Below are 25,750 nucleotides of genomic sequence, written 5' to 3'. Positions count from 1 at the left end.
CCCGATCAAGGAAGGAGTGTTGTCGTGAGCCCTGTCGATATTTTCCGCATGCTGTCGCTGGCCGCCATCTGGGGTGCGAGCTTCCTGTTCATGCGCATTATTGCGCCGGTGATCGGCACGATTCCGACGGCATTCTTTCGGGTGTCGATTGCGGCTGTCGGGCTGCTGGTGATTCTCGGCCTGATGCGCATCAACTGGGATTTCAAGGGCAAGCTGAAAACCGTGATGTTGCTGGGGGTGATCAACTCGGGCATTCCGGCGACCCTGTATTCGGTCGCGGCGCAAGTGCTGCCGGCGGGTTATTCGGCGATCTTCAACGCCACCACGCCGCTGATGGGCGTATTGATTGGCGGCTTGTTCTTCAGCGAGAGGCTCACCGTCGCCAAACTGACGGGCGTGTTCCTGGGATTGTTCGGTGTCGGCGTGCTCACCCGCGCAGGGCCCGTGGCCTTCGACCTGGAATTGTTGATGGGCGCCCTCGCCTGCCTGCTCGCGACCACCTGCTACGGTTTTGCCGGATTCCTCACCCGTCGCTGGCTGGACCATACCGGTGGGCTCGACAGCCGACTGTCAGCCGTGGGCAGCATGCTCGGTGCCTCATTGTTTCTCTTGCCGCTGTTCGGCTACAGCGTCATCACCGCGCCACCGGCAAGCTGGGGTGGCTGGAATGTCTGGCTGTCGCTGCTCGGCCTGGGCCTGGGTTGCACGGCATTCGCCTACATCATTTACTTCCGCCTGCTCAGCTCGATTGGCCCGGTAAAGTCGATGACCGTAACCTTCATGATTCCGGCGTTCGGCGTGCTGTGGGGCGCATTGTTGCTGGATGAGCCGCTGTCGATGGCGCATCTGTATGGCGGGGTGTTGATTGCCTTGGCGTTGTGGCTGGTGTTGAAGCCTGCGGTGGTGAAGCCTGCCGAGGTGGCGGCTCGCTGATTCAGTCTTCGCGGGCAAGCCTGCTCCCACAGTGATTGATGTCGTCCACATCCTGCGGCTCGACACAAAACCCTGTGGGAGCGGGCTTGCCCGCGATGGCGACCGAACAGCCGCCACCTCAACTGGCTATCAGCTGGATTTACGGAACACAAACGCCAGACCGACAATGATCAACAGCATCCCCAGCACGCTCAACGCGGCCAGACGATTACCGAAGATCAGATAGTCCATCACCGCTGTCACCGCCGGCACCAGATAAAACAGGCTGGTGACATTCACCAGATTGCCCCGCGCGATCAGCCGATACAGCAACAGCGTCGCCAGCACCGACACCACCAGGCCCATCCACAACACCGGCACGATAAACCCTGCGCTGTGTTCGAAATGAAACGGCTGGAACGGCACGAAGATCCCGCACAGCAACAGCCCGGCCAGGTATTGCACCGGCAGCGTGCCGAGGGGATTGTCAGTGATGCCTTTCTGCATGATCGAGCCCAGTGTCATGCTCGCCAGCGCCAGCAGACCGAAGAGCATCCCGGCCCAGGACATACCGGCCAGACCGATCCCTTGAAACACCACCATGATCAGCCCTGCCAGCCCCAGCGCCAGCCCGAACAGGCGGCTCGCCGAGCGCTGCCGCTCCATCAATACAACGGTGAGAATCGGCTGCACGCCCATGATGGTCGCCATCACTCCCGGAGTGATTCGGGTGTTAAGGGCCAGCAGATAGAAAATCTGATAAGCCCCCAACAGCACCACCCCGGTGGCGATTGCATAGAGCATCGGCTTGCCGCCCTTGGGCAGCTTCAACTTGAGCAACGGCGCCAGCAGTAACAGCCCGCACAGGGCAATCACAAAGCGAATCAGCAGAAAGGCAAAGGGTGACGCATGGGCCAGGCCCCATTTGGAGAAGATCGCCCCGCTGCTCCACAGCAGAACGAACAGGCTCGTGGACGTCGCCGCGAGCGCGGTTTTTTTCGAAAGGACAAACATGAATACCACCTGTAGTCAGGCAAGAAGCCAACTCAGCCGAAGCTGAAGTTCAGTAGTTTTTTCTGGCGGGCGCAGGGGTCAGCAGAGAATGCCGATCAGCCCGAAACGCCAACGCCCGGCGGTGATACGACTGCGCACACCGGCGTGCTACTGACAGGTGGAGGGTAATGACTGATCTGCACAGGCGGCTGATTCCCGCACGGCACGACGCCAGCGTTGACCGCTGAATCGACTACCGCGTTGATGAGGGATGCAGGCATTTGGGCAGATCTTTTTTTGAAGGGTTGGACGTGAGCCATGGGATTCACGAGCGCCGACTATAACCAGCGCGGGACATGGATTGCAATGATTAGGACAAAGGGCCAGCAGGGACAGCTCGAAGGCAGGCGCATAGGCTGATGAGCAACGGATAGGCCCATTGATGGGGAGACAGGGAATGCTCGAAATCACATGCCAAGCGAACGGACGAATTTGCGGTATCAGTTGTATCGGTCAGAGGCGAGGAAGCAGGCGGCCAATACTTTTGCAAAACTACAGAAAGATTTGCAGCAGAAGGGGATCGTCGATGTCGACCACTCCAGAGTCCGATTTGAAGCTGTCGATGCGCTGGCTCTGAATGCCTATGAAGAATGGCTCGACCCTCATTTTTCATGGCAAGAAATTGTCAGATGGAAATCCAGAGAACCGATGGGTTTTGATTTGGCTATCTGGTTTGACCATGAGCTCTGCGGGCTGTGCTTTGCAAACCCGAATCAGAGTCGGTTACGCGTGAAAATCGTGCGACTGGAAGGCAAGCCTGGCAACGATCACCCGCTCAAGAGTCGGATCGCGACGTTTGCCCTGACAGCTGTTACTCACTTCGCGCGAATCATTGGCAGTGAGCAGATCGAAATTCAGGAGCCTCTAGCAGGGGTTATTCCTCTCTACCGGCAACTGGGTTTCGATTTCGACTCAGAGGGGCGGCTTGTGATGCCTGTCGACTACGTCTAGTATCAGCTCAACTGCTCATTTAATGATCAATTTCGGAGGCGCCATGAAAAATCTCGTAGAAAGCAAAGCGCCAGACGTCAAATCGACCAACAGCAAGCGCTGTTCTGGGGAGTTGTCTGAAAAAGAGTTGCGCCGAATTACAGAAGCATTGGCAAAGCCCGCCAGTGAGGAGCCGGGAGGTGTTCTCGCCGGCGCCTCATTCACCTTCGCCTCATGAAAAAACCGCTCACAAGGAGCGGTTTTTTTAGTGATTGCGTTCAGCCTCAACCAAACAGCCAATACCCCAGCAATGTCAGCACCACCACCGCCAAAATCGGCCGCATGATGCGGTAGGCCTTGGGATTGCGTCGTTTCCACTGTTTGACCACGCCGCTGAACTTGTCGCTGAAGCTCTTGCTCCAGGCATAAGCCTGGTTGATCCCGCCGACACGTTCGTCGTCAAGGTTCTGCGGTGCCGTTGCGCGCCCCAGCCAGCCGCTGATGAAGCGGTTGATGCGAGTCATCAAACGGTTGCTCAACGGACGCTCGATGTCGCAGAACAGAATGACTCGGGTTTTCTCGGTTTCGTTCTTGACCCAGTGCACATAGGTCTCGTCGAACATCACGTCTTCCCCGTCGCGCCAGGCGTAGACCTGACCATCGACGAAGATCCGGCAGTCGTCAGAGTTTGGTGTCGACAGGCCCAAGTGATACCGCAGGGAGCCGGCAAACGGATCACGGTGCGGGTTCAGGTGGCTGCCACCCGGCAACAGCGCGAACATTGCCCCTTTGACATTGGGAATCGCACTGACCAGCGCCACGGTCTTCGGGCACAGGGCCTCGGCCGATGGCAGCGGCTTGTCGTACCACTTGAGGTAGAAACGTTTCCAGCCCTTCTTGAAGAACGAACCAAAACCGGCATCGTTGTTCTTCTCGGCGGCACGAATATAGCCCTCGTCGAACAGGTGCATGGCTTCGTCGCGAATGGTTTCCCAGTTGTCGCGCAGCACGTCCAGCTCCGGGAACTTGCTGCGATCCAGATACGGTTTGGACGGCACACCGGAGAACAGGTACATCAGGGCGTTGTACGGAGCGAACAGCGCCGAGTGGTTGACGAACTGACGCAGGACCGGCAAACGCGCCCGACCGCGCAAATGCACGTAGAGGATGCTGCCCACGAACAGCAGCAACACCAACACCTTGGCGGCTAACGAAAAGGTCATCAACGACTCCTTGAATAAAGACAACGCTGCGCAAGGCCCTTTACTCGGCATGGCAGCCGGCCATGATAAACACTACCGGCCTCGGGAAAAACCCGCCCAAGCCAAGATTCAGTGTTAAGAATTGCGCAACAAAGCATTTATTAGCATAACGATCCTGAATCCCGGCTGACCTGAATCAATGGGTTTACTGCTGATTCTCCTGTTCGGTGAACAGATCGCTGAACAACATGCTCGACAGATAGCGCTCGCCGGAGTCAGGCAAAATCACCACGATGGTCTTGCCCTGCATCTCCGGCGTTTCTGCCAGGCGTACCGCTACCGCCATGGCCGCGCCGCACGAAATACCGCACAAAATCCCCTCTTCCTGCATCAATCGCAGCGCCATGGCCTTGGACTCGTCGTCGGTAACCTGCTCCACCCGATCAACCATCGACAAATCGAGGTTTTTCGGCACGAAACCGGCACCAATCCCCTGAATCTTGTGTGGGCTCGGCTTGATCTCTTCGCCCGCCAGCGCCTGACTGATCACTGGCGAGGACACCGGCTCCACCGCCACCGACAGGATCGGTTTGCCCTGGGTATTCTTGATATACCGCGAAACGCCGGTGATGGTTCCGCCGGTCCCGACACCAGCCACCAACACGTCGACTGCGCCATCGGTGTCGTTCCAGATTTCCGGCCCCGTGGTTTTCTCGTGAATCGCCGGATTGGCCGGGTTGTCGAACTGCGACGGCATAAAGTACTTGTCGGCATCACTGGCAACAATTTCGGCGGCCTTCTCGATCGCACCTTTCATGCCCTTGGCCGGTTCGGTCAGCACCAGCTCGGCGCCCAGCGCCTTGAGTACTTTACGACGTTCGATGCTCATCGAGGCCGGCATGGTCAGCATCAACTTGTAGCCTCGGGCGGCCGCGACAAAGGCCAGGCCGATGCCGGTGTTGCCCGAAGTCGGCTCGACAATGGTCATCCCCGGCTTGAGTTTGCCGCTGCTTTCGGCGTCCCAGATCATGTTGGCGCCAATCCGGCACTTGACCGAATAACCGGGGTTACGCCCCTCGATCTTGGCCAGAATGGTGACGCCGCGCGGCGCGATACGGTTGATCTGCACCAGCGGTGTGTTGCCGATGGAATGGGCGTTGTCAGCAAAAATACGGCTCATGGCTGGGTCCTTATGCAGCATTGAATTCAACGCCCAAGGTAAGCCTGTTGCCCAGCGCAGTCCAGTCAGGTCGAACGTCTGCGGCACACAACAGTCAATCGCTTACATCGTTTGGGAATTACCGTCATGAAGCGTCGCTACAGCTGGCCATTAGGGATTTTTGCCGTCGTCGTTGTGTTGCTGATCGCGCTGCACATCGCCCTGCCCTACATGGTGCGCGACTACCTGAACGGCAAACTGGCGGACATGGGCGATTATCGGGGCCAGATTACCGACGTTGATCTGGCCTTGTGGCGCGGCGCATACACGATCAACGGGCTGAAAATCGTCAAGGTCGACGGCAAGGTACCGGTGCCGTTCGTCAACGCACCCGTGATTGATCTGGCGGTCAGCTGGCACTCGCTGTGGTACGACCATGCCGTGGTGGCGCAGGTGCAGTTCCTCAATCCCGAGGTCAACTTCGTCGATGGCGGGGCCAACAAGCAGAACTCCCAGACCGGTAAAGGCACCGACTGGCAAGCGCAACTCAGTAAATTGCTGCCGATCACCCTCGACGAGGTGCAGATCCACGACGGCAAGATCAGCTTCCGCAACTTCAGCTCCAGCCCACCGGTGAACATGAATGCCACCCAGGTCGAGGCCAGCCTCTACAACCTGACCAACGTGGTCGACAAGCAGGGCAAGCGCGATGCCCGCTTCGAAGGCAAGGCCCTGCTGCTGGGGCATGCACCACTGGAAACCACCGCCACCTTCGACCCGCTGAGCAATTTCGAAGACTTCCAGTTCCGCCTGCGTGCCCGTGACATCGAACTCAAGCGCATGAACGACTTCGCCTCGGCCTACGGCAAGTTCGATTTCAACGCCGGCCACGGCGATGTGGTCATCGAAGCCCAGGCGAAAAAAGCTCAGGTCAGCGGCTATATCAAGCCACTGCTGCGTGACGTCGAAGTGTTCAACTGGCAACAGGACGTGGAAAACAAGGACAAGAGCATCTTCCGCTCAGTCTGGGAGGCCATCGTCGGCGGCTCGGAAACCGTGCTGAAGAACCAGGCCAAAAACCAGTTCGCCACCAAGGTCGAACTCAGTGGCAACGTGCATCAGCAAAACATCAATGGATTCGAAGCGTTCTTGCAGATTTTGCGCAATGGTTTCATCCAGGCTTTCAATGCGCGGTATGAACGGCCGAAGCCGGATGCGGGCTAAGACTTACGATTGACCACATATCGACCAGACTCTTCAGCTGCCAGCGTGGACTTTTACTGCAATGAGTCCCAACCGAGACAAGCCAAGGCTAAAGACCTTGGCACCGTCTCCCGCCCGTTACTGTATCGGCTGATGCTGCGGGCACTGACACCCAGCGGCTCGGCTGCCTGATTCAGAGAGAGTCCGGTACGTGCGCGCCAACCGATGAAAATACGGGTGTTTTCATCGGCAGTGTTTTGAGCCAGCGCATCCATATAAAGCGTGTCTGCGCCAATCTGTATATCGGGCTCGAGCCATTCGACAGTCCAGCCATGGTCGTCCAGGGTCGCAGTCGCAAACACTTCGGGATCCAGCAATGGTTGCAGACCTGGATAAGCGTGAATATCTCGGCGCAGATCAAGCGTCAGATCCTGACCATCAATAAAAGTCAGCTTCAATCGAAAATCCGACAGTGCCTGCACAGCCGACAGACGAGGCCTTTTCATGGATAACATCGTTTCCAGTCCTCCAGCAGTCGCGCTTGCTGAGCCGCACTCCAAGCCAATGCGTCCTTGATAATCAGCGGTGGTGCCTCCCCGTCGTGACTTCAACGGTTTCAAGGCTCAGCATCACTTCCACCCCGCCACCGATCAAGTGGACATGGGGTGGAGGGTGATCCTTCTCGCGCAACTGAATGCGGTATTTGTCGCGAAATCGGTATTGAGTCGTCATGCCCGACCGGCTATCGCCAAATCGGCGATACTTGAATACTGGCCCCGCGCCGAAACCGAGTCACCATGTGACGCCCCATTCAGAGACTGAATAAGCCGTCTGCGTTCACAGTCGACCGGGCTGCGCGTTATAGTCGGGGCATCCGATTATTCGCCCCCGCCCTGCCCGTGCAGGTCGGCGTTACCGTTCGAGGATTAGCAGATGAAGTTCGAAGGCACCCAGGCCTACGTCGCCACCGATGACCTGAAGCTGGCGGTCAACGCCGCTATCACCCTGGAGCGGCCGCTGCTGGTCAAGGGCGAACCGGGCACCGGCAAGACCATGCTCGCCGAGCAACTGGCCGAATCGTTCGGCGCCAAGCTGATCACCTGGCACATCAAGTCCACCACCAAGGCCCATCAGGGTCTGTATGAGTACGATGCGGTCAGTCGTCTGCGCGACTCGCAACTGGGCAACGAAAAAGTCCACGACGTGCGCAACTACCTGAAGAAGGGCAAGCTGTGGGAAGCGTTCGAGTCCGAAGAGCGGGTCATTCTGCTGATCGACGAAATCGACAAGGCCGACATCGAGTTCCCTAACGACTTGCTGCAAGAACTCGACAAGATGGAGTTCTACGTTTACGAGATCGACGAAACGATCAAGGCCAAAAAGCGCCCGATCATCATCATTACCTCCAACAACGAGAAAGAGCTGCCGGACGCTTTCCTGCGCCGCTGCTTCTTCCATTACATCGCCTTTCCGGACCGCACCACCCTGCAGAAAATCGTCGACGTGCACTACCCGGACATCAAGAAGGATCTGGTCAGCGAAGCGCTGGACGTGTTCTTCGACGTGCGCAAGGTGCCGGGCCTGAAGAAGAAGCCGTCGACCTCGGAACTGGTGGACTGGCTGAAGCTGCTGATGGCTGACAACATCGGCGAAGCGGTGCTGCGCGAGCGCGATCCGACCAAAGCCATTCCGCCGCTGGCCGGTGCGCTGGTGAAGAACGAGCAGGACGTGCAACTGCTTGAGCGTCTGGCGTTCATGAGCCGTCGCGGCTCTCGATAAGGGCATCGTCATGCTGCTCAATCTGTTCAATGAAATGCGTGCAGCCAAGGTGCCGGTGTCGGTGCGCGAGCTGCTCGACCTGATCAACGCGCTGAAACAGCGCGTGACCTTCGCCGACATGGACGAGTTCTACTACTTGTCGCGGGCGATCCTGGTCAAGGACGAACGGCATTTCGACAAGTTCGACCGCGCGTTCGGCGCTTACTTCAATGGCCTGGAAAAACTCGACGATCACTTGCAGGCGCTGATTCCCGAAGACTGGTTGCGCAAGGAATTCGAGCGTTCGCTGACCGATGAAGAGCGCGCGCAGATCCAGTCCCTCGGCGGCCTCGACAAGCTGATCGAAGAGTTCAAGAAGCGTCTGGAAGAACAGAAGGAACGCCACGCCGGCGGCAACAAATGGATCGGCACCGGCGGCACCAGCCCGTTCGGCTCCGGTGGGTTCAACCCAGAGGGAATTCGAGTCGGCGATGCCGGCAAGCGTCAGGGCAAAGCGGTGAAGGTCTGGGATCAGCGCGAGTACAAGAACCTCGACGATTCGGTGGAACTGGGCACGCGCAACATCAAGGTCGCCCTGCGTCGTCTGCGCAAGTTCGCCCGCCAGGGCGCGGCGGAAGAGCTGGACATCGACGGCACCATCGACCACACCGCCAAGGACGCCGGCCTGCTGAATATCCAGATGCGCCCGGAACGGCGCAACACGGTGAAGCTGTTGTTGCTGTTCGACATCGGCGGCTCGATGGATGCACACGTAAAGATCTGCGAGGAACTGTTCTCGGCCTGCAAGACCGAGTTCAAGCATCTGGAGTACTTCTACTTCCACAACTTCATTTATGAATCGGTGTGGAAGAACAACATGCGCCGCACCTCTGAGCGCACCTCGACCCAGGACCTGCTGCACAAGTACGGTGCCGACTATAAAGTGATCTTCATCGGTGACGCTGCGATGGCGCCGTATGAAATCACCCAGGCCGGCGGCAGCGTCGAGCACTGGAACGAAGAGCCGGGCTACGTGTGGATGCAGCGCTTCATGGAGAAGTACAAGAAGCTCATCTGGATCAATCCGTATCCAAAGGACACGTGGGGCTATACCTCGTCGACCAATATCGTGCGTGATTTGATCGAGGATCAGATGTATCCGCTGACCCTGCGCGGGTTGGAAGAAGGGATGCGGTTTCTGTCCAAATAATTGCTGCTGTCTGGACGGACGCCATCGCGGGCAAGCCCGCTCCCACAGTTCTCGAGTTGGACACAAATCTTGTGAACTCCGCTGAACCCTGTGGAAGCCGGGCTTGCCCGCGATGCTTTTAGCGAATCGAAAAGCGCTGCAAATACTCGACATGCTCCCGGTGCGCGAGTTCTTGCACCACCGGCCTCAACCGCACCTGCGCCCCCGGCAGACATTGCGCCAGACGCGCCAGCGCCAACGGCGTCAACGCCCCCAACCGCGGATAGCCGCCAATGGTCTGCCGATCATTGAGCAGCACAATCGGCTGCCCGTCAGGCGGCACCTGCACCGCACCCAACGCAATCCCCTCGGAAATCATCGGCTGGCCCTGATACTGCAACGCTTTGCCCAGCAGCCGAATGCCCATGCGGTCGGCGCGACTGTCGAGCGTCCAACGACTGTTGAAGACATCAAACAGACTTTGCCCACTGAACTGGCCGATCTGTGCGCCGAGCACCAGGTCCAGCGGCGTATTCAGCCGCAAATCAGGCCGATGCTCCTGCGACATTTCACGCACCGGCAGCACGTCTGCGTGGTAACTCAGCGTCGCGCCCTTGGCCAGTGGCAATCCCAGCCCCTCGAGACCACCGAGTTCTTCGCGCACCACGGTGGCGCTGCTGCCCAGCACCTTCGGCGCATCAAAACCACCGGGGGCTGCCAGATAAGCCCGGGCCCCGAGCAACGGTTGGGTGAACTGCAGTTGCTGCCCTTTGCCCAGTTTGAAACTGCGCCATGGCGCCAACGGCTGACCGTCGATTCGTGCATCGAGATCAGCGCCGGCCAAGGCCAGCCAGCAATCCTCCTGCGCTACCACGGCAAACCCGCCGAGGGTGATTTCGATCACCGGCAGGTCCAGTCGATTACCCAGTAGCCAGTTAGCCCAGCTCATCGAACACCAATCCGCCGCGCCGCCCTGGGTCACGCCCAAATGGCGAACGCCAAAACGCCCGGCATCCTGCAACAAGCACAGGGGCGTGCTCGCCTCTATCATCAGTCGGCTCATGTCAGCGCCTCCAGCGGGGTGTCGTCGCCGCCAAGATTGATGAACTCGGCGTGACTGACCGCTTCGAATCGCACCGTGTCCCCCGGCTGCATCAAGCTGTAACCGTCGCGATGGCGGTCGAACAGTTTGGCCGGGGTGCGCCCGATCAGGTTCCAGCCACCGGGAGACACCACGGGATACGCGGCGGTCTGGCGCTCGGCGATACCGACGCTGCCGGCGGCGACTTTCTTGCGCGGGGTGTCCAGACGTGGCGCTGCCAGCACCTCTTCCACCAGCCCCATGAAGGCAAACCCCGGGGCAAACCCAAGCGCAAAGACCTGATATTCCCGGCCAGAGTGACGCCGGATCACCTCCTCCACCGACAAGCCGCTGCGTTGCGCCAACAGGCTCAACTCGGGGCCGACACTGAGGTCGTACCAGACCGGCAGCACATGACACTGGCCGGCCGTTCGGGCATTCGGCGACAGCTCGATCAGGGCTTGCGCGATCAATTCACGGGCCTGATTCGGGCTCAGCGCGGTCAGGTCGTAATGCACCATCAACGTGGTGTAGGACGGCACCAGGTCGATCAACTGCGCGCCAAACGTGGCCCGCAGGCGTTCACTGGCGGCGAGCATCCACGGCATGTTGGCTTCGGCGATTTCATCGAACAGGCGCAGCATCAGGCAGTCCAGGGCCACCACTTCAATCCGTGGGTTCATGGCGCGCTCTGCTGGTTCAGGGCCTCACGAATGCGTTGCACGGCGGCCACCGAACTGGCGTTGTCGCCATGCACGCACAAGGTGTTGGCCTGCAGATGCAGCGCGCTGCCGTCGCTGGCGACGAGGTCGCCGCCACGGGCGATGGTCAGGGCCTGTTCGATGATGGTTTGCGCATCGTGATGCACTGCGCCCGGCAGCTGCCGCGATACCAGTCTGCCGGCACTGTCGTAGGCACGGTCGGCGAAGGCTTCGAACCACAGGGTCACGCCGTACTCGTCACCGAGCTGTTGCGCCAACGCGTTGTCGCGGGTGGCCATCAGCATCAGCGGCAAGCTGCGATCGTAAGCGGCGACAGCTTGAATCACTGCACGCAATTGCGCCGGGTTGGCCATCATGTCGTTGTACATCGCACCGTGGGGTTTGACGTAGCTGACTCGCCCGCCCTGTGCCCGACAAATGCCGTCGAGGGCGCCGATCTGGTAATGCAGGATGTCTTGCAGTTCTTGCGCCGAATACGCCATCGAACGGCGGCCGAAACCGACCAGATCCTGATAGGCCGGATGCGCACCGATCTGTACGCCGTGGCTCAAGGCGAGGCTGACGGTTTTGCGCATGATGCCCGGGTCACCGGCATGGAAACCGCAGGCCACATTGGCACAATCAATGAAAGGCATGACTTCGGCGTCCAGACCCATGGTCCAGCTGCCGAAACTCTCGCCAATGTCGCAATTCAATAACAGGCGGCTCACGGTCAACACTCCTGTAGCTTTTTGTCTTTCTATCCGTAGGACAAATGCCCGGTGGGCACTGCCCCCGCAGGTTATCAGTTACTGCGCATCCAGTTGCTTGCCGCGGGTTTCCGGCAGGCTCAGCGCCGCCAGGATCACCACCCCGTAGGACACCGCCGCGAACGCGCCGATACCCACGCTCAGCGGGACTTTCTGACTGAGCAAGCCGATCAGCAGCGGAAACAGCGCCGCCAGCGCCCGGCCGATGTTGTAGCAAAACCCTTGGCCCGAACCGCGAATCCGCGTGGGAAACAGCTCGGTGAGAAACGCGCCCATGCCGCTGAAAATTCCCGAAGCGAAAAAGCCCAGCGGAAAGCCCAGCCACAGCATCACGCCGTTGCTGACGGGCATCTGCGTGTATAGCAAGACGATGGTGAACGAGCCGACCGCAAACAGGATGAAATTCTTTTTACGCCCCAACAGGTCGGTGAGATAAGCACTGATCACATAACCGACGTAGGAACCGACGATCACCATGGCCAGATAGCCGCCGGTGCCGAGCACGCTCAAACCGCGTTCATTCTTGAGGAATGTCGGTAGCCAGGAGGTGATCGCGTAGTAGCCGCCCAAAGCGCCGGTGGTCAACAGGGAAGCGCGGAACGTGGTGAAGAGCATGCCGGGGGCGAAAATCTCGTAGAACTTTGCCGAATTCTCTGGGGTTTGCGCAGCCTTGGCCTCGCGATAGATCTCCGGATCTTTCACCAGGCGACGGACGAAAATCACAAAAATCGCCGGCACGATGCCGAGGATGAACAGCGCGCGCCAGGCGTCTTCCGGCGGCAATACCGAGAACAGCAGCGCATACAGAATCGCCGTCAGCCCCCAGCCCAGGGCCCAGCCGGATTGCACCATGCCCACCGCTTTGCCGCGGTCCTTGGCGCGGATCACTTCACCGATCAGCACCGCGCCGGCGGTCCACTCGCCGCCGAAACCGAAGCCCATCAGGGTGCGGGCGATCAGCAGTTGCTCATAGTTCTGGGCGAAGCCGCAGAGGAAGGTGAAGAAGGCGAACCACAGCACCGTCAGTTGCAGGGTGCGCACGCGGCCGATGCGGTCGGAAAGAATCCCCGCCACCCAGCCGCCGATGGCCGAGGCGATCAGGGTGCTGGTGTGAATCAGCCCGGCCTGCCCGGTGCTGATGCCCCACATGGCGATCAGTGTCGGCACCACGAAGCTGAGCATCTGCGTGTCCATGCCGTCGAGGCCATAGCCGATCTTGCAGCTCCAGAACGTGCGACGTTCTTGCTGATTGATGTTGCGATACCAGTCGAACGGCCCCGGACGCGCCGTTGCCGTGGATGCTTCTAGGGTGTCGGGAGCACTCATGGCTTATCTCCGCAGGTTTTTTATTGGTCTTGTTCGTAGCCCCGACGACGCCTATCGTGGGGGCCGGATACGCCGATTTTTGGGCGCGTCGCCCGGCTGCGTCCAACGAATAAAAACCCGCCTTAGGCATAAGAAAAATTTGTCACCCGAGCCGTTGCCATGAATCTGAAGTTTCTCGAGACCTTTGTCTGGGTCGCCCGGCTGAAGAGTTTTCGCCTGACCGCCGACAAGCTGTTCACCACCCAGGCGTCGATTTCCAGCCGCATCGCGGTGCTCGAAGGCGAGCTGGGGGTGAAGCTGTTTTTGCGTGATTCACGCGGCGTCAGCCTGACGCCCGAAGGCCTGAAGGTGCTGGACTATGCCGAGCAGATGCTCGACACCATGCAGGCGCTGAAGCACTCGATCGAGACCCGTTCGAGCAAGGTCGGCCGGGTGCGCATCGGGGTGATGGACACGGTGATCCACACCTGGCTCAGCCCGTTGGTGGCGCAGATGACTGATCTGTATCCACGGGTGGAAATCGAGCTGGTGGCGGATACGTCGCTGAACCTCTGCGATCAGTTGCAAAAAGGCTTTCTCGATATCGTCCTGCAAACTGACCTGATCCGCCATGAAAGCGTGCGCAGTCTGGAGCTGGCCAGTCATCCGCTGGGCTGGATCGTCGCCAGTAACTCAATCTACAACCGCGACTACGCCGACCTGGCCGAACTGGCGCAGGAACGGATCATCACCTACTCGAAAAACTCCCGGCCGCATCAGGACCTCCTGGCGCTGATGCAGGCCAACGGCGTGCTGACGCCACGCTTGAATTGCGTGAATTCGGTGTCGGCGATCACGCGGTTGTTGCGTGATGGATTTGGCATCGGCGTGCTACCACCGGTGTTGGTCGCCGAGGAGTTGGCGCGGGGCGAATTGACCTTGCTGGACATTGATCAGCGACCGCCAAATTTGCAGGTGGTGGTGTCTTGGCGGGTGGGGGTTGAGTGGGTCGAGGAAATCGTGACGTTGTGTCAGCAGGTGCTGGGGGACTATGCGCGCAAGGTGGGCGAGAACTACATCACCCTCACTGACTGATCACACCTGTGGTGAGGGGATTTATCCCCGATGGGCTGCGTAGCAGCCCTTAAACCTGCAGCATCAGGTTTATCTGACACACCATAAGGGGGCCGCTTTGCGCCCCATCGGGGATAAATCCCCTCACCACAAAATCCCCTCACCTCAAGGGATTGTGCAGAACTTACAAGCCGCGCACGTCGCGGTCTTCGATCGGCCGGCTCTGGCGCAAACGCCGGCCGCCCAGCACCACCCAGTCAATCAGACGAATCAGGCACTCGATGCCGAACGACAGCAACAACGCCCCGCTCATGCCCCAGATCATCGCCTCTGGCGTCAGCAGGATCTGGTAGCTGTAACCGTTCCAGGTTTCCTTGCGAATGTCGGGATCTGCCGCCAGCACCACCTGCAGAAAGCGGATGTACCACGGGCCTTGCATCGCCTGGTATTGCTTGTCGAGCGCGATCTGCCGGTTGAGCAAGGTGCTCAGGCTGTCGGCATCGCTGCGAAACACCGGGTCTTCACTGGCACGGTAATGCGCGACCAGCGCCTGCAAGTCGCCCTTGAAGAACTGCTCGGCAGTACCCTGGAAACCACGCAGACCGGTCTGCGCCTCGATCAGATGCGCCTCGACGCGTTTGGCGTAATCGCTGATGAACCCCGGCACCTGGACACCGATCAACAGGCCCGCCGCAAACAACACCAGCCGTAGATAACTGAGCAACATGGGGTGCAATCCTTATTCGGTCGTGCCCTGGCTGACGCATTCGCCGCGTCGCCACAGGCTCCATTGGCCCGGTTCGTAGCGGGTCCAGGTTTCATTTTCGGTCAAAGGTTCGGTGGCGATCACCGTGACCACGTCGTTGGGCGTGGTTTCGGCCTGGAAATCGACGATCACATCGACGTCCTTGAGCCGTGCCGGACCGAACGGCGCGCGTCGGGTGATCTGTGCCAGTTTGGTCGAGCAATAGCAGAACAGCCAGTCGCCGTCGCTGAGCAGGCAGTTGAACACGCCTTTGCTGCGGTATTCGGCGCACGCGGCGACCAGATCCGGCAACAGCACTTCTATATCGACCGGTTCCGGGAAGGCTGCACGCACGCGGTTGAGCAAATCGCAGAACGCCGCTTCGCTGTCGGTGTCGCCCACCGGGCGGTAGAAACTCTTGATCGGGGTGAAATCGGCGAGCTGGCCGTTGTGCGCGAAACACCAGTTGCGCCCCCACAGTTCACGCACGAACGGGTGGGTGTTGGACAGGCAGACCTTGCCCACGTTGGCCTGACGGATATGGCCGATGACCACTTCGCTCTTGATCGGATAACGCTGTACCAGATTGGCGACTTCCGACTCACTGCTGGCGGCCGGGTCCTGAAACAGGCGCAAACCGCGACCTTCATAGAAGGCGATGCCCCAGCCGTCGCGGTGCGGGCCGGTACGCCCGCCGCGCTGCATCAGGCCGGTGAAGCTGAACACGATATCGGTCGGCACGTTGGCACTCATGCCCAGTAATTCACACATGTGCGGACTCTCGGGATTACAGACGCGGCTCGACCCGCATACGCTGCGGATTGTTTGGCACCGGCGGACGACCGTAGCGGTCATCACCGGCAGCGCCGAACGGTTGATCGTCGTCACGGTCATCGGCACGCGCCGCCGCTTTGGCGGCCTCGGCCTGCTCGCGACGGGCGCGGGAGGCGCGTTCGATCGGGAAGCGGATCAACACGAAAATCAGGTAGATGCCAAAGGCGATCATGCCGTACATGAACAGGTCGGAAATCGCCCGCCAGGCGTTGTTGCCGACCTTGAAGGCCAGATCCAGCGCAGTGATGGCGATGGACGGTGCAACCTTGGCTTTCACCGGGTCAATGATGGTCGGGCTGAACAGCAACACCGCCATCAGCACCCGCAGCGGCTCGCGCAGCCAGCGCCACATCCAGCGGGTCAGGCGCATCCATACCAACAGGCAGCCTACAGCGGCAAAGGCGTAGAGGCCCCAGGCGATCAGATAGTCGTTCTCGGTCATGGTGTCCATGGCAAGGCAGGCAAAGAGGCGCTTATAGTAACGACTTTTCGTCCGCCAGGCTTGTCCCAATGCCAGACGGCCAGCAGCCAACCTGTGGGAGCGAGCTTGCTCGCGAAAGCGGTGGGTCAGTGAAACAAATGTCATCTGACACGACGCCTTCGCGAGCAAGCTCGCTCCCACAGGGGGTCGGTGGCGGTCTCAAGAGCGGCGCCCCCTATTTCCGAACATTGTCCGAGAGCCTTCCATGCCCCAATCCGCCCATGCCATCACTGCTCCGATTGCCCACAAGGCGCCCGGTGCCGACCCGTATGCCTGGCTGCAGGAGCGCGACACCGACGCGGTGCTCGACTACCTCAAGGCTGAAAACGCTTATCAGGAAGCACAAACCGCCGACCAGACCGAACTGCGCGAAAGCCTGTTCGAAGAGATCAAGGGCCGGATTCTCGAGACCGACCTGTCCCTGCCCTCGCCGTGGGGTCCGTATCTGTATTACACGCGCACCACCGCTGGCGACGAATACGCCCGGCATTACCGCTGCCCGCGTCCGGCGGACGACAGCCTGACCCTCGACGAAAGCCGCGAGCAACTGCTGCTCGACCCGAACGTGCTGGCCAATGGCGGCTTTTTCTCTCTCGGCGCGTTCAGCATCAGCCCGGATCACCAGCGCCTGGCCTACAGCGTCGACGCGTCGGGCGACGAGATCTACACGCTGTTCGTCAAGGAACTGGCCAATGACAAGGTCAGCGAACTGGAATTCGAAGACTGCGACGGCAGCATGACCTGGGCCAACGACAGCCTGACCCTGTTCTTCGGGGTACTCGACGACACCCACCGCCCGCACAAACTGTTTCGCTACCGCCTCGACGGCACCGCCGCCGAAGAGGTGTTCCACGAGCCGGACGGGCGTTTCTTCCTGCATTGCTATCGCTCCAGCTCCGAACAGCAATTACTGCTGACCTTGGGCAGCAAGACCACCACTGAAGTCTGGGCACTGGACGCGCATCAGCCGCACCTGCCCTTCACCTGCCTGGCGCCACGGGTCGAAGATCACGAATACGATGTCGACCACGGCATGCTCGATGGCGCATGGACCTGGTTCATCCGCACCAACCGCGACGGCATCAACTTCGCCCTGTATCAGGCGCCGGACACCGGGGTCGCGCCGAGCGAAGCCGACTGGCAGAACCTGATCCCGCACAGCGACACGGTGATGCTCGACGGCGTCACCCTCAACGCCGAGGCCATGACCCTGAGCCTGCGCGAAGGCGGCCTGCCGATCATCGAGGTGCACTCACAGGGTTTGCCCTCGTATCGCGTGCAACTGCCGGATGCGGCCTACAGCCTCTATGTGCAAAACAGCCTGGAGTTCGACAGCGATCGCATTCGTCTGCGCTACGAGGCGTTGAACCGTCCGGCGCAGGTGCGACAGTTGCTGCTGGCCACCGGCGAGCAAACCGTCCTCAAGGAAACCCCGGTGCTCGGCCCGTTCGACGCCGACGCCTACGTCAGCCAACGCCTGTGGGCCACCGCGCCGGACGGCACGCAGGTGCCGATCAGCCTAGTGATGAAGCGCGAAATGGTCGGCAAAGCGGTGCCGCTGTACCTTTACGGTTATGGCGCCTACGGCTCCAGCCTCGACCCGTGGTTCTCCCACGCGCGCCTGAGTCTGCTTGATCGCGGCATGGCGTTTGCCATCGCCCACGTGCGTGGCGGCGGCGAGCTGGGCGAAGCCTGGTACCGCGCCGGCAAGCAGGAACACAAGCACAACACCTTCAGCGATTTCATTGCCTGCGCCGAATTCCTGATCCTCAACGGCATCACCACCGCCGAGAAACTGGCGATCAGCGGCGGCAGTGCCGGGGGTCTGCTGATCGGCGCGGTGCTCAATCAGCGCCCGGACCTGTTCGGCGTGGCGATTGCCGAAGTGCCGTTCGTCGACGTGCTCAACACCATGCTCGACCCGGAGCTGCCGCTGACCGTCACCGAATACGACGAATGGGGTAACCCCGAAGAGCCGGACGTCTATGAGCGGATCAAGGCCTACGCGCCGTACGAAAACGTCACCGCGCAGGCCTATCCGGCAACACTGGTGATCGCCGGCTACAACGACAGCCGCGTGCAGTACTGGGAAGCGGCCAAATGGGTGGCGAAACTGCGGGCGACCAAGACCGACGATAACGTGCTGCTGCTCAAGACCGAACTCGGCGCCGGGCACGGCGGGATGAGCGGGCGTTATCAGGGATTACGTGACGTAGCGCTCGAATACGCATTTGTTTTCAAGGTTCTGGGGTTGGCCTGAGGAACTCCGTCGGTCACTTGGGTCTTAATTCCAGACCCTTGTGGCGAGGGGATTTATCCCCGTTGGTCTGCGAAGCAGCCCCAAGAACTGCAAATCCGGTATCCCTGAAGTACCGTATTGGCAGGATTTGCGACTGCTGCGCAGCCGAGCGGGGATAAATCCCCTCGCCACAAAAGCGTGTTCACACGGGATCCGTGTGAGGCCTTGAAATGTGAAAACAAAAAGACCGCAATGACATGTCAGAACCCACTCTACTGAACAACGAAATCCGTGACTGGCTGATGGACTGCGGCCTGTTCGATCAATTGCAGCTGGCGGACTTTGCCGCGGCCTCCGGCTACTTCAGCATCAGCACCGTGGCGCAAGGCGAGGCGATTTTCCACGAAGGCGATGCCGGCAGCTTCATGTGCATCATTCACACCGGGCAGGTCGCGGTGCAGAAAACCGGCGCCGACGGCCAGGTCATCACCATGGCCACCCTGCGCAGCGGCCGCGCCTTCGGTGAAATGGCGGTGCTCGATGGTGAACGACGCTCGGCGACCTGCATCGCCGCGAGCCACTGTCAATTGCTCAACCTCGGCAAGGACTCGCTGGAAAAAATGCTCAACGACGCGCCGAAGATCGCCGCAAAAATCATCCGCGCCCTCGCCGTGTCCCTGTCGAAACGCCTGCGCATGGCCGACGGCCAACTGGCGGCGCAACAGGTTTAACCGCCAGGGGATTTCGCCTTGGTGCCGCTCGGTTCGATGCCCGGCACCGGTTGATCCTTGCCCGGCGGACTGGGCATTTCGATCGGTACCAGCGGCGGGCTGCCACTGCCGGCACCCGACTTGGGAATGTTGATCGGGGTGATTTGCGGATACGGCGTCGGTGTTGCAGTTCCGGGCGAACCGGGTGACGGCGTCGGGCTGACCGGAATGGTCTGCTGCGCCTGCACTGCAGTAATCGAGAGCGCGGCCAGGGCAATGACCGTTAGAATGGTGCGCTTCATCAAGGGCTCCGTTTGGCCTCTAGTCTGCGCTCAGGCTACTCCCAACGGGCCTGCTTGCCTTCCCCCTTGTAGAGATTTCCATGAAACGTTTCGTTCTGCTCGACACCACGCCGATCCCTGACAACGGTGGCGCCCTGTGCCTGTTCGAGTATGGCGAGGATTTCGTCATCAAGATCCAGGGCGGCGACGGCGGGCAATTGATGAACACGCGCATGCACGGTTCCGAAGATGCGCTGGCCGAGATTCCTTGCCGCAAAGTCGCCGGACGGCCGCACTCGCGGGTGTTGATCGGCGGTCTGGGCATGGGCTTCACCCTTGCCTCGGCGCTCAAGCATCTGGGCAAAAGTGCCGAAGTGGTGGTCGCCGAACTGGTGCCGGGCGTCGTCGAATGGAACCGTGGGCCGCTGGGGGAAAAGTCCGGGCGGCCGCTGCTCGATCCGCGCACGGTGATCCGTCAGGACGACGTGGCCAAGGTGCTGCAAAGCGAGCCGAACGGCTTCGACGCGATCATGCTCGACGTCGATAACGGTCCTGAAGGCCTGACCCAGAAGGCCAACAGTTGGCTGTACTCCGCCGCCGGCCTTAACGCCTGCGCCAAGGCCCTGCGCCCCAAAGGCGTGCTCGCCGTATGGTCAGCCAGCGCCGACCGGCAGTTTTCCGACAAATTGAAGAAGGCCGGTTTCAAGGCCGAAGAAGTCCAGGTGTTCGCCCACGGCAACAAGGGCACCCGCCACACGATCTGGATTGCCGAGAAGCTCAAGGGCTGAGCTAAACTCTGCACATATCCGTCATTAGTCTTTTTACAAAGGTGAACCCATGAGTTCGTCCACCCCGACCAACACGTCGAAGCTCGATCGCATCCTTGCCGACAACCAGCGCGACAAGGAAATGGGCTACCGCGACAAGGCCCTGAAGATGTACCCGCACGTCTGTGGCCGCTGCACCCGTGAATTTTCCGGCAAGCGCCTGAGCGAACTGACCGTGCATCACCGCGACCACAACCACGACAACAACCCGCAGGACGGTTCGAACTGGGAATTGTTGTGCCTGTATTGCCACGACAACGAACACTCGCGCTACACCGATCAGCAGTATTTCAGCGAAGGCTCGCTGAGCACGCCGAAGATCGCCAAGGCCACGCACAACCCGTTTGCTGCATTGGCCGGCCTGATGAAAAAAGAAGACTGAAGATCTTCAGCGCCTGAACAGGCCCAATCGCTGGCAAGCCAGCTCCCACAATGATTTTGGTCGCTCACAAATTTTGTGAACACCCGAGATACCTGTGGGAGCTGGCTTGCCAGCGATGAGGCCAGAGCAGACACCGCAGATCTCGAATCTGCCCGCCCTCCCCCAATCCCCGTATAATCGCCCTCTTTTTCCCGAAGGCACCCCGCTCGTGGCAGACAAACGTTACAGCTGCATTGGTTTGTATAACCCCAAATCACCAGAGAACGTCGGTTCGGTGATGCGCGCCGCAGGCTGTTACGGCGTGGCATCGGTGTTCTACACCGGCAAGCGTTATGAACGCGCCGCCGACTTCGTCACCGACACCAAGCGCGTGCACTACGACATACCGCTGATCGGCATCGACGACCTGAAAAAAATCCTGCCGCTCAACTGCGTACCCGTTGCCGTGGAACTGGTCGAAGGCGCCCGCCCGCTGCCGGAGTACACCCACCCGGACCGCGCGCTGTACATCTTTGGTCCCGAAGACGGCTCGCTGGATAAAGAGATCCGCGACTGGTGCGAAGACGTCGTGTACATCCCGACCACTGGCTGCATGAACCTCGCCGCCACGGTCAACGTCGTGCTCTACGACCGCATGGCCAAGGGTCTGAATACCCGCTCCGGACCAAAATTCCGCTGAAACGTCGCACATCCGATGGAACGAGCTGAGCGCTGCGGCAGTCAGCTTGTTTATCCATTACTCATTGCCTGGAGAAAGATCATGGCCGAGCTCAAACGCGTCGAACGTATCGAATCCACCCCGTTCCAGAGCCGTTCCGAACAGAACGTCGAAGGCTGGGAGCGCATCGGCTCGCTGGCCGGTGGCGTGATCATGGTCGGCAAGGGGCTGCGCCGTGGCGGCGTGTTCGGCCTGATTCAGGTGGCAATTGGCGGCGTGGCGATGGCTCGCGGGATCACTGGGCACAGTTCGATGAAAAGCCTGATCGAGAAGAGTCGTCAGGACATGAACAATGTACGGGCCAAGATCGAGCGCGCCGGGGAAGAATTGAACAAACTCAAGGCCAACGCCGAGGCGGCGACCAGCACCGCCACCGTGACCGGCAACGATTCGGTGAAGTCGCCGAAAGCCGGGGTTTGATCAAGGATTTGCGGTGAGGCTTCTGGCCTCCTCGCTGACAAGCCAGCTCCCACAGTTTCTGTGTCGTTCACCATTTTGATGAACATCCCGAATTCTGTGGGAGCTGGCTTGCCAGCGATAGCGATGTCACTGCAATAACGCGGTATCGAGGACCTTGGAGGACTCGCCCAGAACACTCTCGGCCAGCTGCACAAAACCCTTGGTATCCACCGTCCCCAGATGCATCGCCCCGCGCAGTACATCATCCAGCGAGCGCTTGTTACGCGTCTTCAGGCGAATCTCGCGATCCAGCTCCTGCAGCACCATCACCGCTTTTGAAAGCTGCGCCGGGCTGATCTGCGCGCCGCGCAAGGTCGTCACCTTCTGACTGTCCCTGGCCAACTTCGCCTGCAACGCCTGATAACGCTCATCGCTCATGCCACCCGCGCGGCGCACCAGTTCGATCGCGTAATACTCGGCCAATCCTTCACTGATCCAGTCGCTGCGCTGGGCGTCGTTGATCCGCCCGAACACCTGCGCCAACTCACGCACCAGTGCACTGCTGCCGCTCTCGCTGACCAGCGGCAGCCGCGTGTTCATATAGATGGATTCGTGCGCGCCGAGACTGCCGCGCCACATCGGGTCGTTGGCGCCGACGATCAACAGTTTTTTCGGATGTCGGGGATAGACCGCTTGCACCTGCGGCCAGACGAACGTCAGCAAGGTCAGTACATCCATGCGGCGCATGCCCTGCCCTTGCGGTGAGGCCACAGTAACTTCGGTTTCGCCCAGGCGCGTGCGGCGGCTGCCGAGGTGACCGGCCAGCATCCAGCCCGTCGGGCGGTCGAACAGGCGCGAAGGGTTGTCGATGCGGAATTTGTACTTGCCGATGCGCGGCCAGGCGGTTTCGACGCTTTGCCAGCCGCCGGGCAGTTCGAATTGCAGACGCGACACCAGCTCGACGCCATCCTGCTGATCGAGCTTGGCCGGCGGCACCAGATCCTCGCCGCGCAGCAGCGCCCAGCTCGGGGTCATGCGCGTGTCGAAGCTGCCGCCCTTGCGAACGTGGCTGACGCTGACGCGGTAGGTCAGACTGGCCTTGTCGCCCGTCGGACGCCAGACGCCCCGGGCCTGTTTGCCCGGGGTCAGCTGCCACTGGCCGTCGGCCTTGAAGTCGCTGTAATGGCTGCCATCACCGAGGTCGAAGTCGAGGCTGCGCACCGCTTCACCTTTGGCCAGGGTCAGGCGCACTTCGGCCTGATCGCTTTGCGGCAACAGGCGCACGTGGTAGTCCAGATCGACTTTCTTCGCTGCCCACACTGGCGCGCTCAACGCCAGCAAGCCCACGCTGAGCGCCCGCCGCAATCCCCCAGCCATACACACTCCTTGGTGAAAGGTGAATCTGCGGGCGCTCAACCGGCCCGGAAAATCAGGTGATCTTCCCAGTCATCCTCCGGCACGCTGCCTTCGGCGAGCATGCGCCCGGACTGGGAAATCCGTTCGTGGTGCACCGCGTCGCGATCGCCGCACACCAGGTGGTGCCACAACGGCAGGTCCTTGCCTTCGCTGACCAACCGATAACCACAGGTCGGCGGTAACCACTTGAATTCTTCGGCCTGGCCCGGGGTGAGCTGGATGCAGTCCGGGACAAACTTGATGCGGTTCGGGTAATCGCTGCACTGGCAGGTTTTCAGGTCCAGCAGTTTGCAGGCGATGCGCGTGTAATAGACGCTGTTGTCTTCTTCATCCTCGAGCTTTTGCAGGCAGCACAGGCCACAGCCGTCGCACAGCGATTCCCATTCCTCGTGATCGAGTTGATCGAGGGTTTTGCGTTTCCAGAACGGTTCGACTTTGGCGGCCATGGCTCAAGCATCAACATCAGGTGGTGAAAAGGCCGCCAGTCTAGTGCCCCCGGCCTTGCGGGCCAAGCGCTGGCGACTGTCGGTAAATCCCGCTTGTCAGGCAAATCACCGCCCAGTAGGGTTCTGTCACGAATTCATGACTCAAACACAGCAAGGAATCTTTTGATGAGTGCCAACCCTCGCGTTGCCGATTACGCCATTCACCCGCAATTCACCGACCGCTGGTCGCCGCGCGCGTTTACCGGCGAAGCGATCCCGGAAGAAACCCTGCTGAGCTTCTTCGAGGCTGCACGCTGGGCACCATCGGCCTATAACTCGCAGCCGTGGCGTTTTCTCTACGCGCGTCGCGATACGCCGAACTGGGCGCGTTATCTGGGTCTGCTCAATGAATTCAACCGCAGCTGGGCGCAACACGCTTCGGCGCTGGTGATCGTGATTTCCAAAACCACCTTCACCGCACCCGGCGCCAGTGAAGAGACGCCGGCGCTGTGGAGCACGTTCGACACCGGTTCGGCCTGGGGCCATCTGGCACTGCAAGCGAGCATCAGCGGCTGGCACACCCACGGCATGGCCGGTTTCGATCAGGAACTCACACGCAAGGAGCTGAATATCCCGGAAGGTTATGCGCTGCATGCAGCAGTCGCGGTTGGCAAGCTGGGTGACAAGGCAACGCTGGCCGAGTACCTGCAGGCCCGTGAAGAGCCGAGCCCGCGTCGTCCGCTGAGCGAGTTGGTGGCTGAAGGCGACTTCACCCTTTAAGCCATACTGCAAAAACCACTGTGGGAGCTCGCCTGCTAGCGATTGCGATGTGTCAAACAACATCAATGTTGACTGACACTCCCTGATCGCCAGCAGGCTAGCTCCCACAGGTTTTGTGCATCATTCAAGTGAGCGGTGGATTTAATATCCGCGGTTGAAATCCACTTCGCCGCGCAACGCCTCGCCGGCCTGATACGCCTTCAGGTTGTCGACAAACAGCTGCACCATCAACGAAGGCGAAGTCGGCGCCGAACTGTGGCCGGTCAGCAACAAACCCCAGGCCGTCCAGAACGGATGGCGTTGTGGCAGCGGTTCCTGGCGGCAGACGTCGATCACCGCGCCGGCCAGATGGCCTTCTTTCAATGCTTCGACCAGATCCGCATCCACTACAGCCACACCGCGCCCGACGTTGATGAACAACCCGGTCGGCTTGAATTGCTTGAACAGTGCCGCGTCGTAGATATCGTGGGTGTGCTCGGTGTTGGGCAGCAGATTGACCACGTAATCCACCTCGCCCACCAGCCGTGGCAAATCCGCCAGCGCCCCGACTTCGACGAACGGCGCCTGTTCGCGGGCGCTGCTGGCGATGCCGTACAACTCGACGCCAAACGGCAGCAGGAACTGCGCCACGCTCTGGCCAATGTCGCCGGTGCCGACGATCAGCACCTTGCGCCCGACCAGGCTCTGACCGGTGCGGTTATCCCACTTGCGCTCGACCTGGCTGACCAGACGCGCCAGCACTTCACGTTCATGACCGAGCATGTAGGTCAGGACGTATTCAGCCATCACCTGACCGAAAATCCCCACCGCACGGGTCAAGCGGTAATCGCGGCGCAAACCGTCGGCCAGCAACGGCGTGATGCCGGCCCAGGTCGACTGCAGCCACTGCGGTTGATGCCCCTGGCGCAACAGGGTCGCGAGCAGATCCGGCTGCCCCAGCCACACCGGGCAATCGGCAGCCTGTCGGGCCAGTTCGGCGGAGTCGCCGCTGGTCAATACTTCCAGTTCCGGAGCTGCCTGACGCAGCAGCCGGGCGTATATCGCGTGGTCGTGTTCAGCAATCAGAACGCGCATCTTCAAACCTTTCGCAAACCGTGCAGACGGCCACCGGAGTAAGGGTGGCAATCGCGGTAAAAACAGTTCCAGGGTTACCCGAGGCCCAGAACAGGGCCTGGC

The 25,750-nt window shown here is 60.3% G+C and carries 29 protein-coding genes and 1 pseudogene; 14 read left to right on the top strand and 16 right to left on the bottom strand.

What is annotated here, in order from left to right; all coding sequences use genetic code 11:
• The first annotated feature begins 24 nt into the window (after window positions 1–24).
• Window positions 25–933 (top strand): DMT family transporter, encoded by a 909-nt coding sequence (locus tag PseuLF5_RS09070; protein WP_123465539.1) that lies wholly within the window; start codon window positions 25–27, stop codon window positions 931–933.
• A 129-nt stretch (window positions 934–1,062) separates the two neighbouring features.
• Here the strand turns inward: PseuLF5_RS09070 and PseuLF5_RS09065 are convergent, their stop codons facing one another.
• Window positions 1,063–1,926, bottom strand: coding sequence for a DMT family transporter (locus PseuLF5_RS09065; protein ID WP_123465537.1), 864 nt, complete (start codon window positions 1,924–1,926; stop codon window positions 1,063–1,065).
• Window positions 1,927–2,376: 450 nt separating this feature from the next.
• Between PseuLF5_RS09065 and PseuLF5_RS09060 the strand changes: the two genes are divergently transcribed.
• The gene (locus PseuLF5_RS09060) at window positions 2,377–2,916 is read left to right on the top strand and encodes a hypothetical protein (protein WP_340133379.1); all 540 of its coding nucleotides are present in this window, start codon (window positions 2,377–2,379) and stop codon (window positions 2,914–2,916) included.
• Window positions 2,917–2,959: 43 nt separating this feature from the next.
• A complete protein-coding gene (locus PseuLF5_RS09055) occupies window positions 2,960–3,133 on the top strand; it encodes a hypothetical protein (protein ID WP_185015791.1) in 174 nt (57 codons plus the stop codon).
• Between the two features lie 46 nt (window positions 3,134–3,179).
• Here PseuLF5_RS09055 and PseuLF5_RS09050 read toward each other — a convergent pair whose 3' ends face one another.
• Together PseuLF5_RS09050 and cysK are read right to left on the bottom strand one after the other, a co-directional pair.
• Window positions 3,180–4,118 (bottom strand): aspartyl/asparaginyl beta-hydroxylase domain-containing protein, encoded by a 939-nt coding sequence (locus tag PseuLF5_RS09050; protein WP_222833467.1) that lies wholly within the window; start codon window positions 4,116–4,118, stop codon window positions 3,180–3,182.
• A 184-nt stretch (window positions 4,119–4,302) separates the two neighbouring features.
• Complete coding sequence (gene cysK / locus PseuLF5_RS09045) at window positions 4,303–5,277, bottom strand: cysteine synthase A (RefSeq protein WP_123465531.1); 975 nt, start codon at window positions 5,275–5,277, stop codon at window positions 4,303–4,305.
• A 126-nt stretch (window positions 5,278–5,403) separates the two neighbouring features.
• On the opposite strand from cysK, the gene PseuLF5_RS09040 reads away from it, so the two are divergent.
• The gene (locus PseuLF5_RS09040; RefSeq protein WP_340133378.1) at window positions 5,404–6,480 is read left to right on the top strand and encodes a DUF748 domain-containing protein; all 1,077 of its coding nucleotides are present in this window, start codon (window positions 5,404–5,406) and stop codon (window positions 6,478–6,480) included.
• Window positions 6,481–6,533: 53 nt separating this feature from the next.
• Here PseuLF5_RS09040 and PseuLF5_RS09035 read toward each other — a convergent pair whose 3' ends face one another.
• Together PseuLF5_RS09035 and PseuLF5_RS09030 are read right to left on the bottom strand one after the other, a co-directional pair.
• Entirely contained in the window at window positions 6,534–6,974 is a 441-nt protein-coding gene (locus PseuLF5_RS09035) for a DUF2442 domain-containing protein (protein ID WP_340133377.1), read from the bottom strand.
• Window positions 6,962–7,191: pseudogene (locus tag PseuLF5_RS09030) on the bottom strand (DUF4160 domain-containing protein). The gene PseuLF5_RS09035 and the pseudogene PseuLF5_RS09030 overlap by 13 nt, the downstream one beginning before the upstream one ends.
• 201 nt (window positions 7,192–7,392) lie before the next feature.
• Here PseuLF5_RS09030 and PseuLF5_RS09025 point away from each other — a divergent pair.
• Window positions 7,393–8,238 (top strand): AAA family ATPase, encoded by an 846-nt coding sequence (locus tag PseuLF5_RS09025; RefSeq protein ID WP_025110627.1) that lies wholly within the window; start codon window positions 7,393–7,395, stop codon window positions 8,236–8,238.
• 10 nt (window positions 8,239–8,248) lie between these two features.
• A complete protein-coding gene (locus PseuLF5_RS09020; protein WP_007956512.1) occupies window positions 8,249–9,427 on the top strand; it encodes a vWA domain-containing protein in 1,179 nt (392 codons plus the stop codon).
• A 118-nt stretch (window positions 9,428–9,545) separates the two neighbouring features.
• On the opposite strand, the gene PseuLF5_RS09015 is transcribed toward PseuLF5_RS09020, so the two are convergent.
• From PseuLF5_RS09015 to PseuLF5_RS09000, 4 genes are all read right to left on the bottom strand, one after another.
• Window positions 9,546–10,469 (bottom strand): 5-oxoprolinase subunit C family protein, encoded by a 924-nt coding sequence (locus PseuLF5_RS09015; RefSeq protein ID WP_340133376.1) that lies wholly within the window; start codon window positions 10,467–10,469, stop codon window positions 9,546–9,548.
• Window positions 10,466–11,170: a 5-oxoprolinase subunit PxpB gene (pxpB, locus tag PseuLF5_RS09010; protein ID WP_123465522.1), complete on the bottom strand. Its 705-nt coding sequence runs from the start codon at window positions 11,168–11,170 to the stop codon at window positions 10,466–10,468. Before pxpB ends, PseuLF5_RS09015 begins: the two co-directional genes overlap by 4 nt.
• Window positions 11,167–11,919, bottom strand: coding sequence for a 5-oxoprolinase subunit PxpA (locus PseuLF5_RS09005; RefSeq protein ID WP_322373946.1), 753 nt, complete (start codon window positions 11,917–11,919; stop codon window positions 11,167–11,169). The genes pxpB and PseuLF5_RS09005 overlap by 4 nt, the downstream gene beginning before the upstream one ends.
• A gap of 78 nt (window positions 11,920–11,997) precedes the next feature.
• The gene (locus PseuLF5_RS09000) at window positions 11,998–13,284 is read right to left on the bottom strand and encodes an MFS transporter (RefSeq protein ID WP_123465518.1); all 1,287 of its coding nucleotides are present in this window, start codon (window positions 13,282–13,284) and stop codon (window positions 11,998–12,000) included.
• Between the two features lie 159 nt (window positions 13,285–13,443).
• Between PseuLF5_RS09000 and PseuLF5_RS08995 the strand changes: the two genes are divergently transcribed.
• On the top strand, window positions 13,444–14,358 hold the full coding sequence (locus PseuLF5_RS08995; RefSeq protein ID WP_340133375.1) for a LysR family transcriptional regulator: 915 nt from the start codon (window positions 13,444–13,446) through the stop codon (window positions 14,356–14,358).
• Window positions 14,359–14,521: 163 nt separating this feature from the next.
• Here the strand turns inward: PseuLF5_RS08995 and PseuLF5_RS08990 are convergent, their stop codons facing one another.
• From PseuLF5_RS08990 to PseuLF5_RS08980, 3 genes are read right to left on the bottom strand one after another with little or no spacing between them, the layout of a single operon-like run.
• The gene (locus PseuLF5_RS08990; protein WP_128616348.1) at window positions 14,522–15,064 is read right to left on the bottom strand and encodes a DUF2937 family protein; all 543 of its coding nucleotides are present in this window, start codon (window positions 15,062–15,064) and stop codon (window positions 14,522–14,524) included.
• Between the two features lie 12 nt (window positions 15,065–15,076).
• A complete protein-coding gene (locus PseuLF5_RS08985) occupies window positions 15,077–15,853 on the bottom strand; it encodes a class II glutamine amidotransferase (protein ID WP_025110635.1) in 777 nt (258 codons plus the stop codon).
• Window positions 15,854–15,869: 16 nt separating this feature from the next.
• Window positions 15,870–16,367 carry a hypothetical protein gene (locus PseuLF5_RS08980; RefSeq protein WP_064586450.1) on the bottom strand — a complete coding sequence of 166 codons (498 nt, stop codon included), beginning with the start codon at window positions 16,365–16,367 and terminating at the stop codon, window positions 15,870–15,872.
• Between the two features lie 235 nt (window positions 16,368–16,602).
• Between PseuLF5_RS08980 and PseuLF5_RS08975 the strand changes: the two genes are divergently transcribed.
• Both PseuLF5_RS08975 and PseuLF5_RS08970 read left to right on the top strand, forming a co-directional pair.
• Entirely contained in the window at window positions 16,603–18,657 is a 2,055-nt protein-coding gene (locus tag PseuLF5_RS08975; protein WP_340133374.1) for a S9 family peptidase, read from the top strand.
• A 236-nt stretch (window positions 18,658–18,893) separates the two neighbouring features.
• Window positions 18,894–19,367 carry a cyclic nucleotide-binding domain-containing protein gene (locus PseuLF5_RS08970; RefSeq protein ID WP_123465510.1) on the top strand — a complete coding sequence of 158 codons (474 nt, stop codon included), beginning with the start codon at window positions 18,894–18,896 and terminating at the stop codon, window positions 19,365–19,367.
• Here PseuLF5_RS08970 and PseuLF5_RS08965 read toward each other — a convergent pair.
• On the bottom strand, window positions 19,364–19,648 hold the full coding sequence (locus PseuLF5_RS08965) for a hypothetical protein (protein WP_123465508.1): 285 nt from the start codon (window positions 19,646–19,648) through the stop codon (window positions 19,364–19,366). The genes PseuLF5_RS08970 and PseuLF5_RS08965 overlap by 4 nt on opposite strands.
• Window positions 19,649–19,728: 80 nt before the next feature.
• Between PseuLF5_RS08965 and PseuLF5_RS08960 the strand changes: the two genes are divergently transcribed.
• The 4 genes from PseuLF5_RS08960 to PseuLF5_RS08945 all read left to right on the top strand — a co-directional run bounded on the left by PseuLF5_RS08960 (window position 19,729) and on the right by PseuLF5_RS08945 (window position 21,974).
• On the top strand, window positions 19,729–20,415 hold the full coding sequence (locus tag PseuLF5_RS08960) for a spermidine synthase (protein ID WP_123465506.1): 687 nt from the start codon (window positions 19,729–19,731) through the stop codon (window positions 20,413–20,415).
• A gap of 49 nt (window positions 20,416–20,464) precedes the next feature.
• Window positions 20,465–20,836, top strand: a complete 372-nt coding sequence (locus PseuLF5_RS08955) for a YajD family HNH nuclease (protein WP_007911336.1) — start codon at window positions 20,465–20,467, stop codon at window positions 20,834–20,836.
• A 208-nt stretch (window positions 20,837–21,044) separates the two neighbouring features.
• Window positions 21,045–21,515 (top strand): RNA methyltransferase, encoded by a 471-nt coding sequence (locus tag PseuLF5_RS08950; protein WP_007911337.1) that lies wholly within the window; start codon window positions 21,045–21,047, stop codon window positions 21,513–21,515.
• An 81-nt stretch (window positions 21,516–21,596) separates the two neighbouring features.
• Window positions 21,597–21,974, top strand: coding sequence for a YgaP family membrane protein (locus PseuLF5_RS08945; RefSeq protein ID WP_123465504.1), 378 nt, complete (start codon window positions 21,597–21,599; stop codon window positions 21,972–21,974).
• A 126-nt stretch (window positions 21,975–22,100) separates the two neighbouring features.
• Here PseuLF5_RS08945 and PseuLF5_RS08940 read toward each other — a convergent pair whose 3' ends face one another.
• Both PseuLF5_RS08940 and PseuLF5_RS08935 read right to left on the bottom strand, forming a co-directional pair.
• Window positions 22,101–23,330, bottom strand: coding sequence for a hypothetical protein (locus PseuLF5_RS08940; RefSeq protein ID WP_340133373.1), 1,230 nt, complete (start codon window positions 23,328–23,330; stop codon window positions 22,101–22,103).
• Window positions 23,331–23,365: 35 nt separating this feature from the next.
• On the bottom strand, window positions 23,366–23,815 hold the full coding sequence (locus PseuLF5_RS08935; protein WP_003222605.1) for a YcgN family cysteine cluster protein: 450 nt from the start codon (window positions 23,813–23,815) through the stop codon (window positions 23,366–23,368).
• Window positions 23,816–23,980: 165 nt separating this feature from the next.
• Between PseuLF5_RS08935 and PseuLF5_RS08930 the strand changes: the two genes are divergently transcribed.
• A complete protein-coding gene (locus PseuLF5_RS08930; RefSeq protein WP_123465500.1) occupies window positions 23,981–24,574 on the top strand; it encodes a nitroreductase family protein in 594 nt (197 codons plus the stop codon).
• A gap of 141 nt (window positions 24,575–24,715) precedes the next feature.
• Here the strand turns inward: PseuLF5_RS08930 and PseuLF5_RS08925 are convergent, their stop codons facing one another.
• Window positions 24,716–25,648 carry a D-2-hydroxyacid dehydrogenase gene (locus PseuLF5_RS08925; RefSeq protein ID WP_123465498.1) on the bottom strand — a complete coding sequence of 311 codons (933 nt, stop codon included), beginning with the start codon at window positions 25,646–25,648 and terminating at the stop codon, window positions 24,716–24,718.
• Window positions 25,649–25,750 lie beyond the last annotated feature (102 nt).

The organism is Pseudomonas sp. LF-5 (genome assembly GCF_037626295.1).
Taxonomy (GTDB): domain Bacteria; phylum Pseudomonadota; class Gammaproteobacteria; order Pseudomonadales; family Pseudomonadaceae; genus Aquipseudomonas; species Aquipseudomonas monsensis.
Note: the sequence above shows the minus strand (reverse complement) of the source record. Positions and strands in the feature narration are given on the sequence as shown.

Excerpts from the sequence above, each read along its gene's own strand:
- PseuLF5_RS09065 (WP_123465537.1), bottom strand. The coding sequence starts at position 1,926 with ATGTTTGTCCTTTCGAAAAAAACCGCGCTCGCGGCGACGTCCACGAGC.
- PseuLF5_RS09060 (WP_340133379.1), top strand. The coding sequence starts at position 2,377 with ATGCCAAGCGAACGGACGAATTTGCGGTATCAGTTGTATCGGTCAGAG.
- PseuLF5_RS09055 (WP_185015791.1), top strand. The coding sequence starts at position 2,960 with ATGAAAAATCTCGTAGAAAGCAAAGCGCCAGACGTCAAATCGACCAAC.
- PseuLF5_RS09050 (WP_222833467.1), bottom strand. The coding sequence starts at position 4,118 with ATGACCTTTTCGTTAGCCGCCAAGGTGTTGGTGTTGCTGCTGTTCGTG.
- cysK (WP_123465531.1), bottom strand. The coding sequence starts at position 5,277 with ATGAGCCGTATTTTTGCTGACAACGCCCATTCCATCGGCAACACACCG.
- PseuLF5_RS09040 (WP_340133378.1), top strand. The coding sequence starts at position 5,404 with ATGAAGCGTCGCTACAGCTGGCCATTAGGGATTTTTGCCGTCGTCGTT.
- PseuLF5_RS09035 (WP_340133377.1), bottom strand. The coding sequence starts at position 6,974 with ATGTTATCCATGAAAAGGCCTCGTCTGTCGGCTGTGCAGGCACTGTCG.
- PseuLF5_RS09025 (WP_025110627.1), top strand. The coding sequence starts at position 7,393 with ATGAAGTTCGAAGGCACCCAGGCCTACGTCGCCACCGATGACCTGAAG.
- PseuLF5_RS09020 (WP_007956512.1), top strand. The coding sequence starts at position 8,249 with ATGCTGCTCAATCTGTTCAATGAAATGCGTGCAGCCAAGGTGCCGGTG.
- PseuLF5_RS09015 (WP_340133376.1), bottom strand. The coding sequence starts at position 10,469 with ATGAGCCGACTGATGATAGAGGCGAGCACGCCCCTGTGCTTGTTGCAG.
- pxpB (WP_123465522.1), bottom strand. The coding sequence starts at position 11,170 with ATGAACCCACGGATTGAAGTGGTGGCCCTGGACTGCCTGATGCTGCGC.
- PseuLF5_RS09000 (WP_123465518.1), bottom strand. The coding sequence starts at position 13,284 with ATGAGTGCTCCCGACACCCTAGAAGCATCCACGGCAACGGCGCGTCCG.
- PseuLF5_RS08995 (WP_340133375.1), top strand. The coding sequence starts at position 13,444 with ATGAATCTGAAGTTTCTCGAGACCTTTGTCTGGGTCGCCCGGCTGAAG.
- PseuLF5_RS08990 (WP_128616348.1), bottom strand. The coding sequence starts at position 15,064 with ATGTTGCTCAGTTATCTACGGCTGGTGTTGTTTGCGGCGGGCCTGTTG.
- PseuLF5_RS08985 (WP_025110635.1), bottom strand. The coding sequence starts at position 15,853 with ATGTGTGAATTACTGGGCATGAGTGCCAACGTGCCGACCGATATCGTG.
- PseuLF5_RS08980 (WP_064586450.1), bottom strand. The coding sequence starts at position 16,367 with ATGGACACCATGACCGAGAACGACTATCTGATCGCCTGGGGCCTCTAC.
- PseuLF5_RS08975 (WP_340133374.1), top strand. The coding sequence starts at position 16,603 with ATGCCCCAATCCGCCCATGCCATCACTGCTCCGATTGCCCACAAGGCG.
- PseuLF5_RS08970 (WP_123465510.1), top strand. The coding sequence starts at position 18,894 with ATGTCAGAACCCACTCTACTGAACAACGAAATCCGTGACTGGCTGATG.
- PseuLF5_RS08965 (WP_123465508.1), bottom strand. The coding sequence starts at position 19,648 with ATGAAGCGCACCATTCTAACGGTCATTGCCCTGGCCGCGCTCTCGATT.
- PseuLF5_RS08960 (WP_123465506.1), top strand. The coding sequence starts at position 19,729 with ATGAAACGTTTCGTTCTGCTCGACACCACGCCGATCCCTGACAACGGT.
- PseuLF5_RS08955 (WP_007911336.1), top strand. The coding sequence starts at position 20,465 with ATGAGTTCGTCCACCCCGACCAACACGTCGAAGCTCGATCGCATCCTT.
- PseuLF5_RS08945 (WP_123465504.1), top strand. The coding sequence starts at position 21,597 with ATGGCCGAGCTCAAACGCGTCGAACGTATCGAATCCACCCCGTTCCAG.
- PseuLF5_RS08940 (WP_340133373.1), bottom strand. The coding sequence starts at position 23,330 with ATGGCTGGGGGATTGCGGCGGGCGCTCAGCGTGGGCTTGCTGGCGTTG.
- PseuLF5_RS08935 (WP_003222605.1), bottom strand. The coding sequence starts at position 23,815 with ATGGCCGCCAAAGTCGAACCGTTCTGGAAACGCAAAACCCTCGATCAA.
- PseuLF5_RS08930 (WP_123465500.1), top strand. The coding sequence starts at position 23,981 with ATGAGTGCCAACCCTCGCGTTGCCGATTACGCCATTCACCCGCAATTC.
- PseuLF5_RS08925 (WP_123465498.1), bottom strand. The coding sequence starts at position 25,648 with ATGCGCGTTCTGATTGCTGAACACGACCACGCGATATACGCCCGGCTG.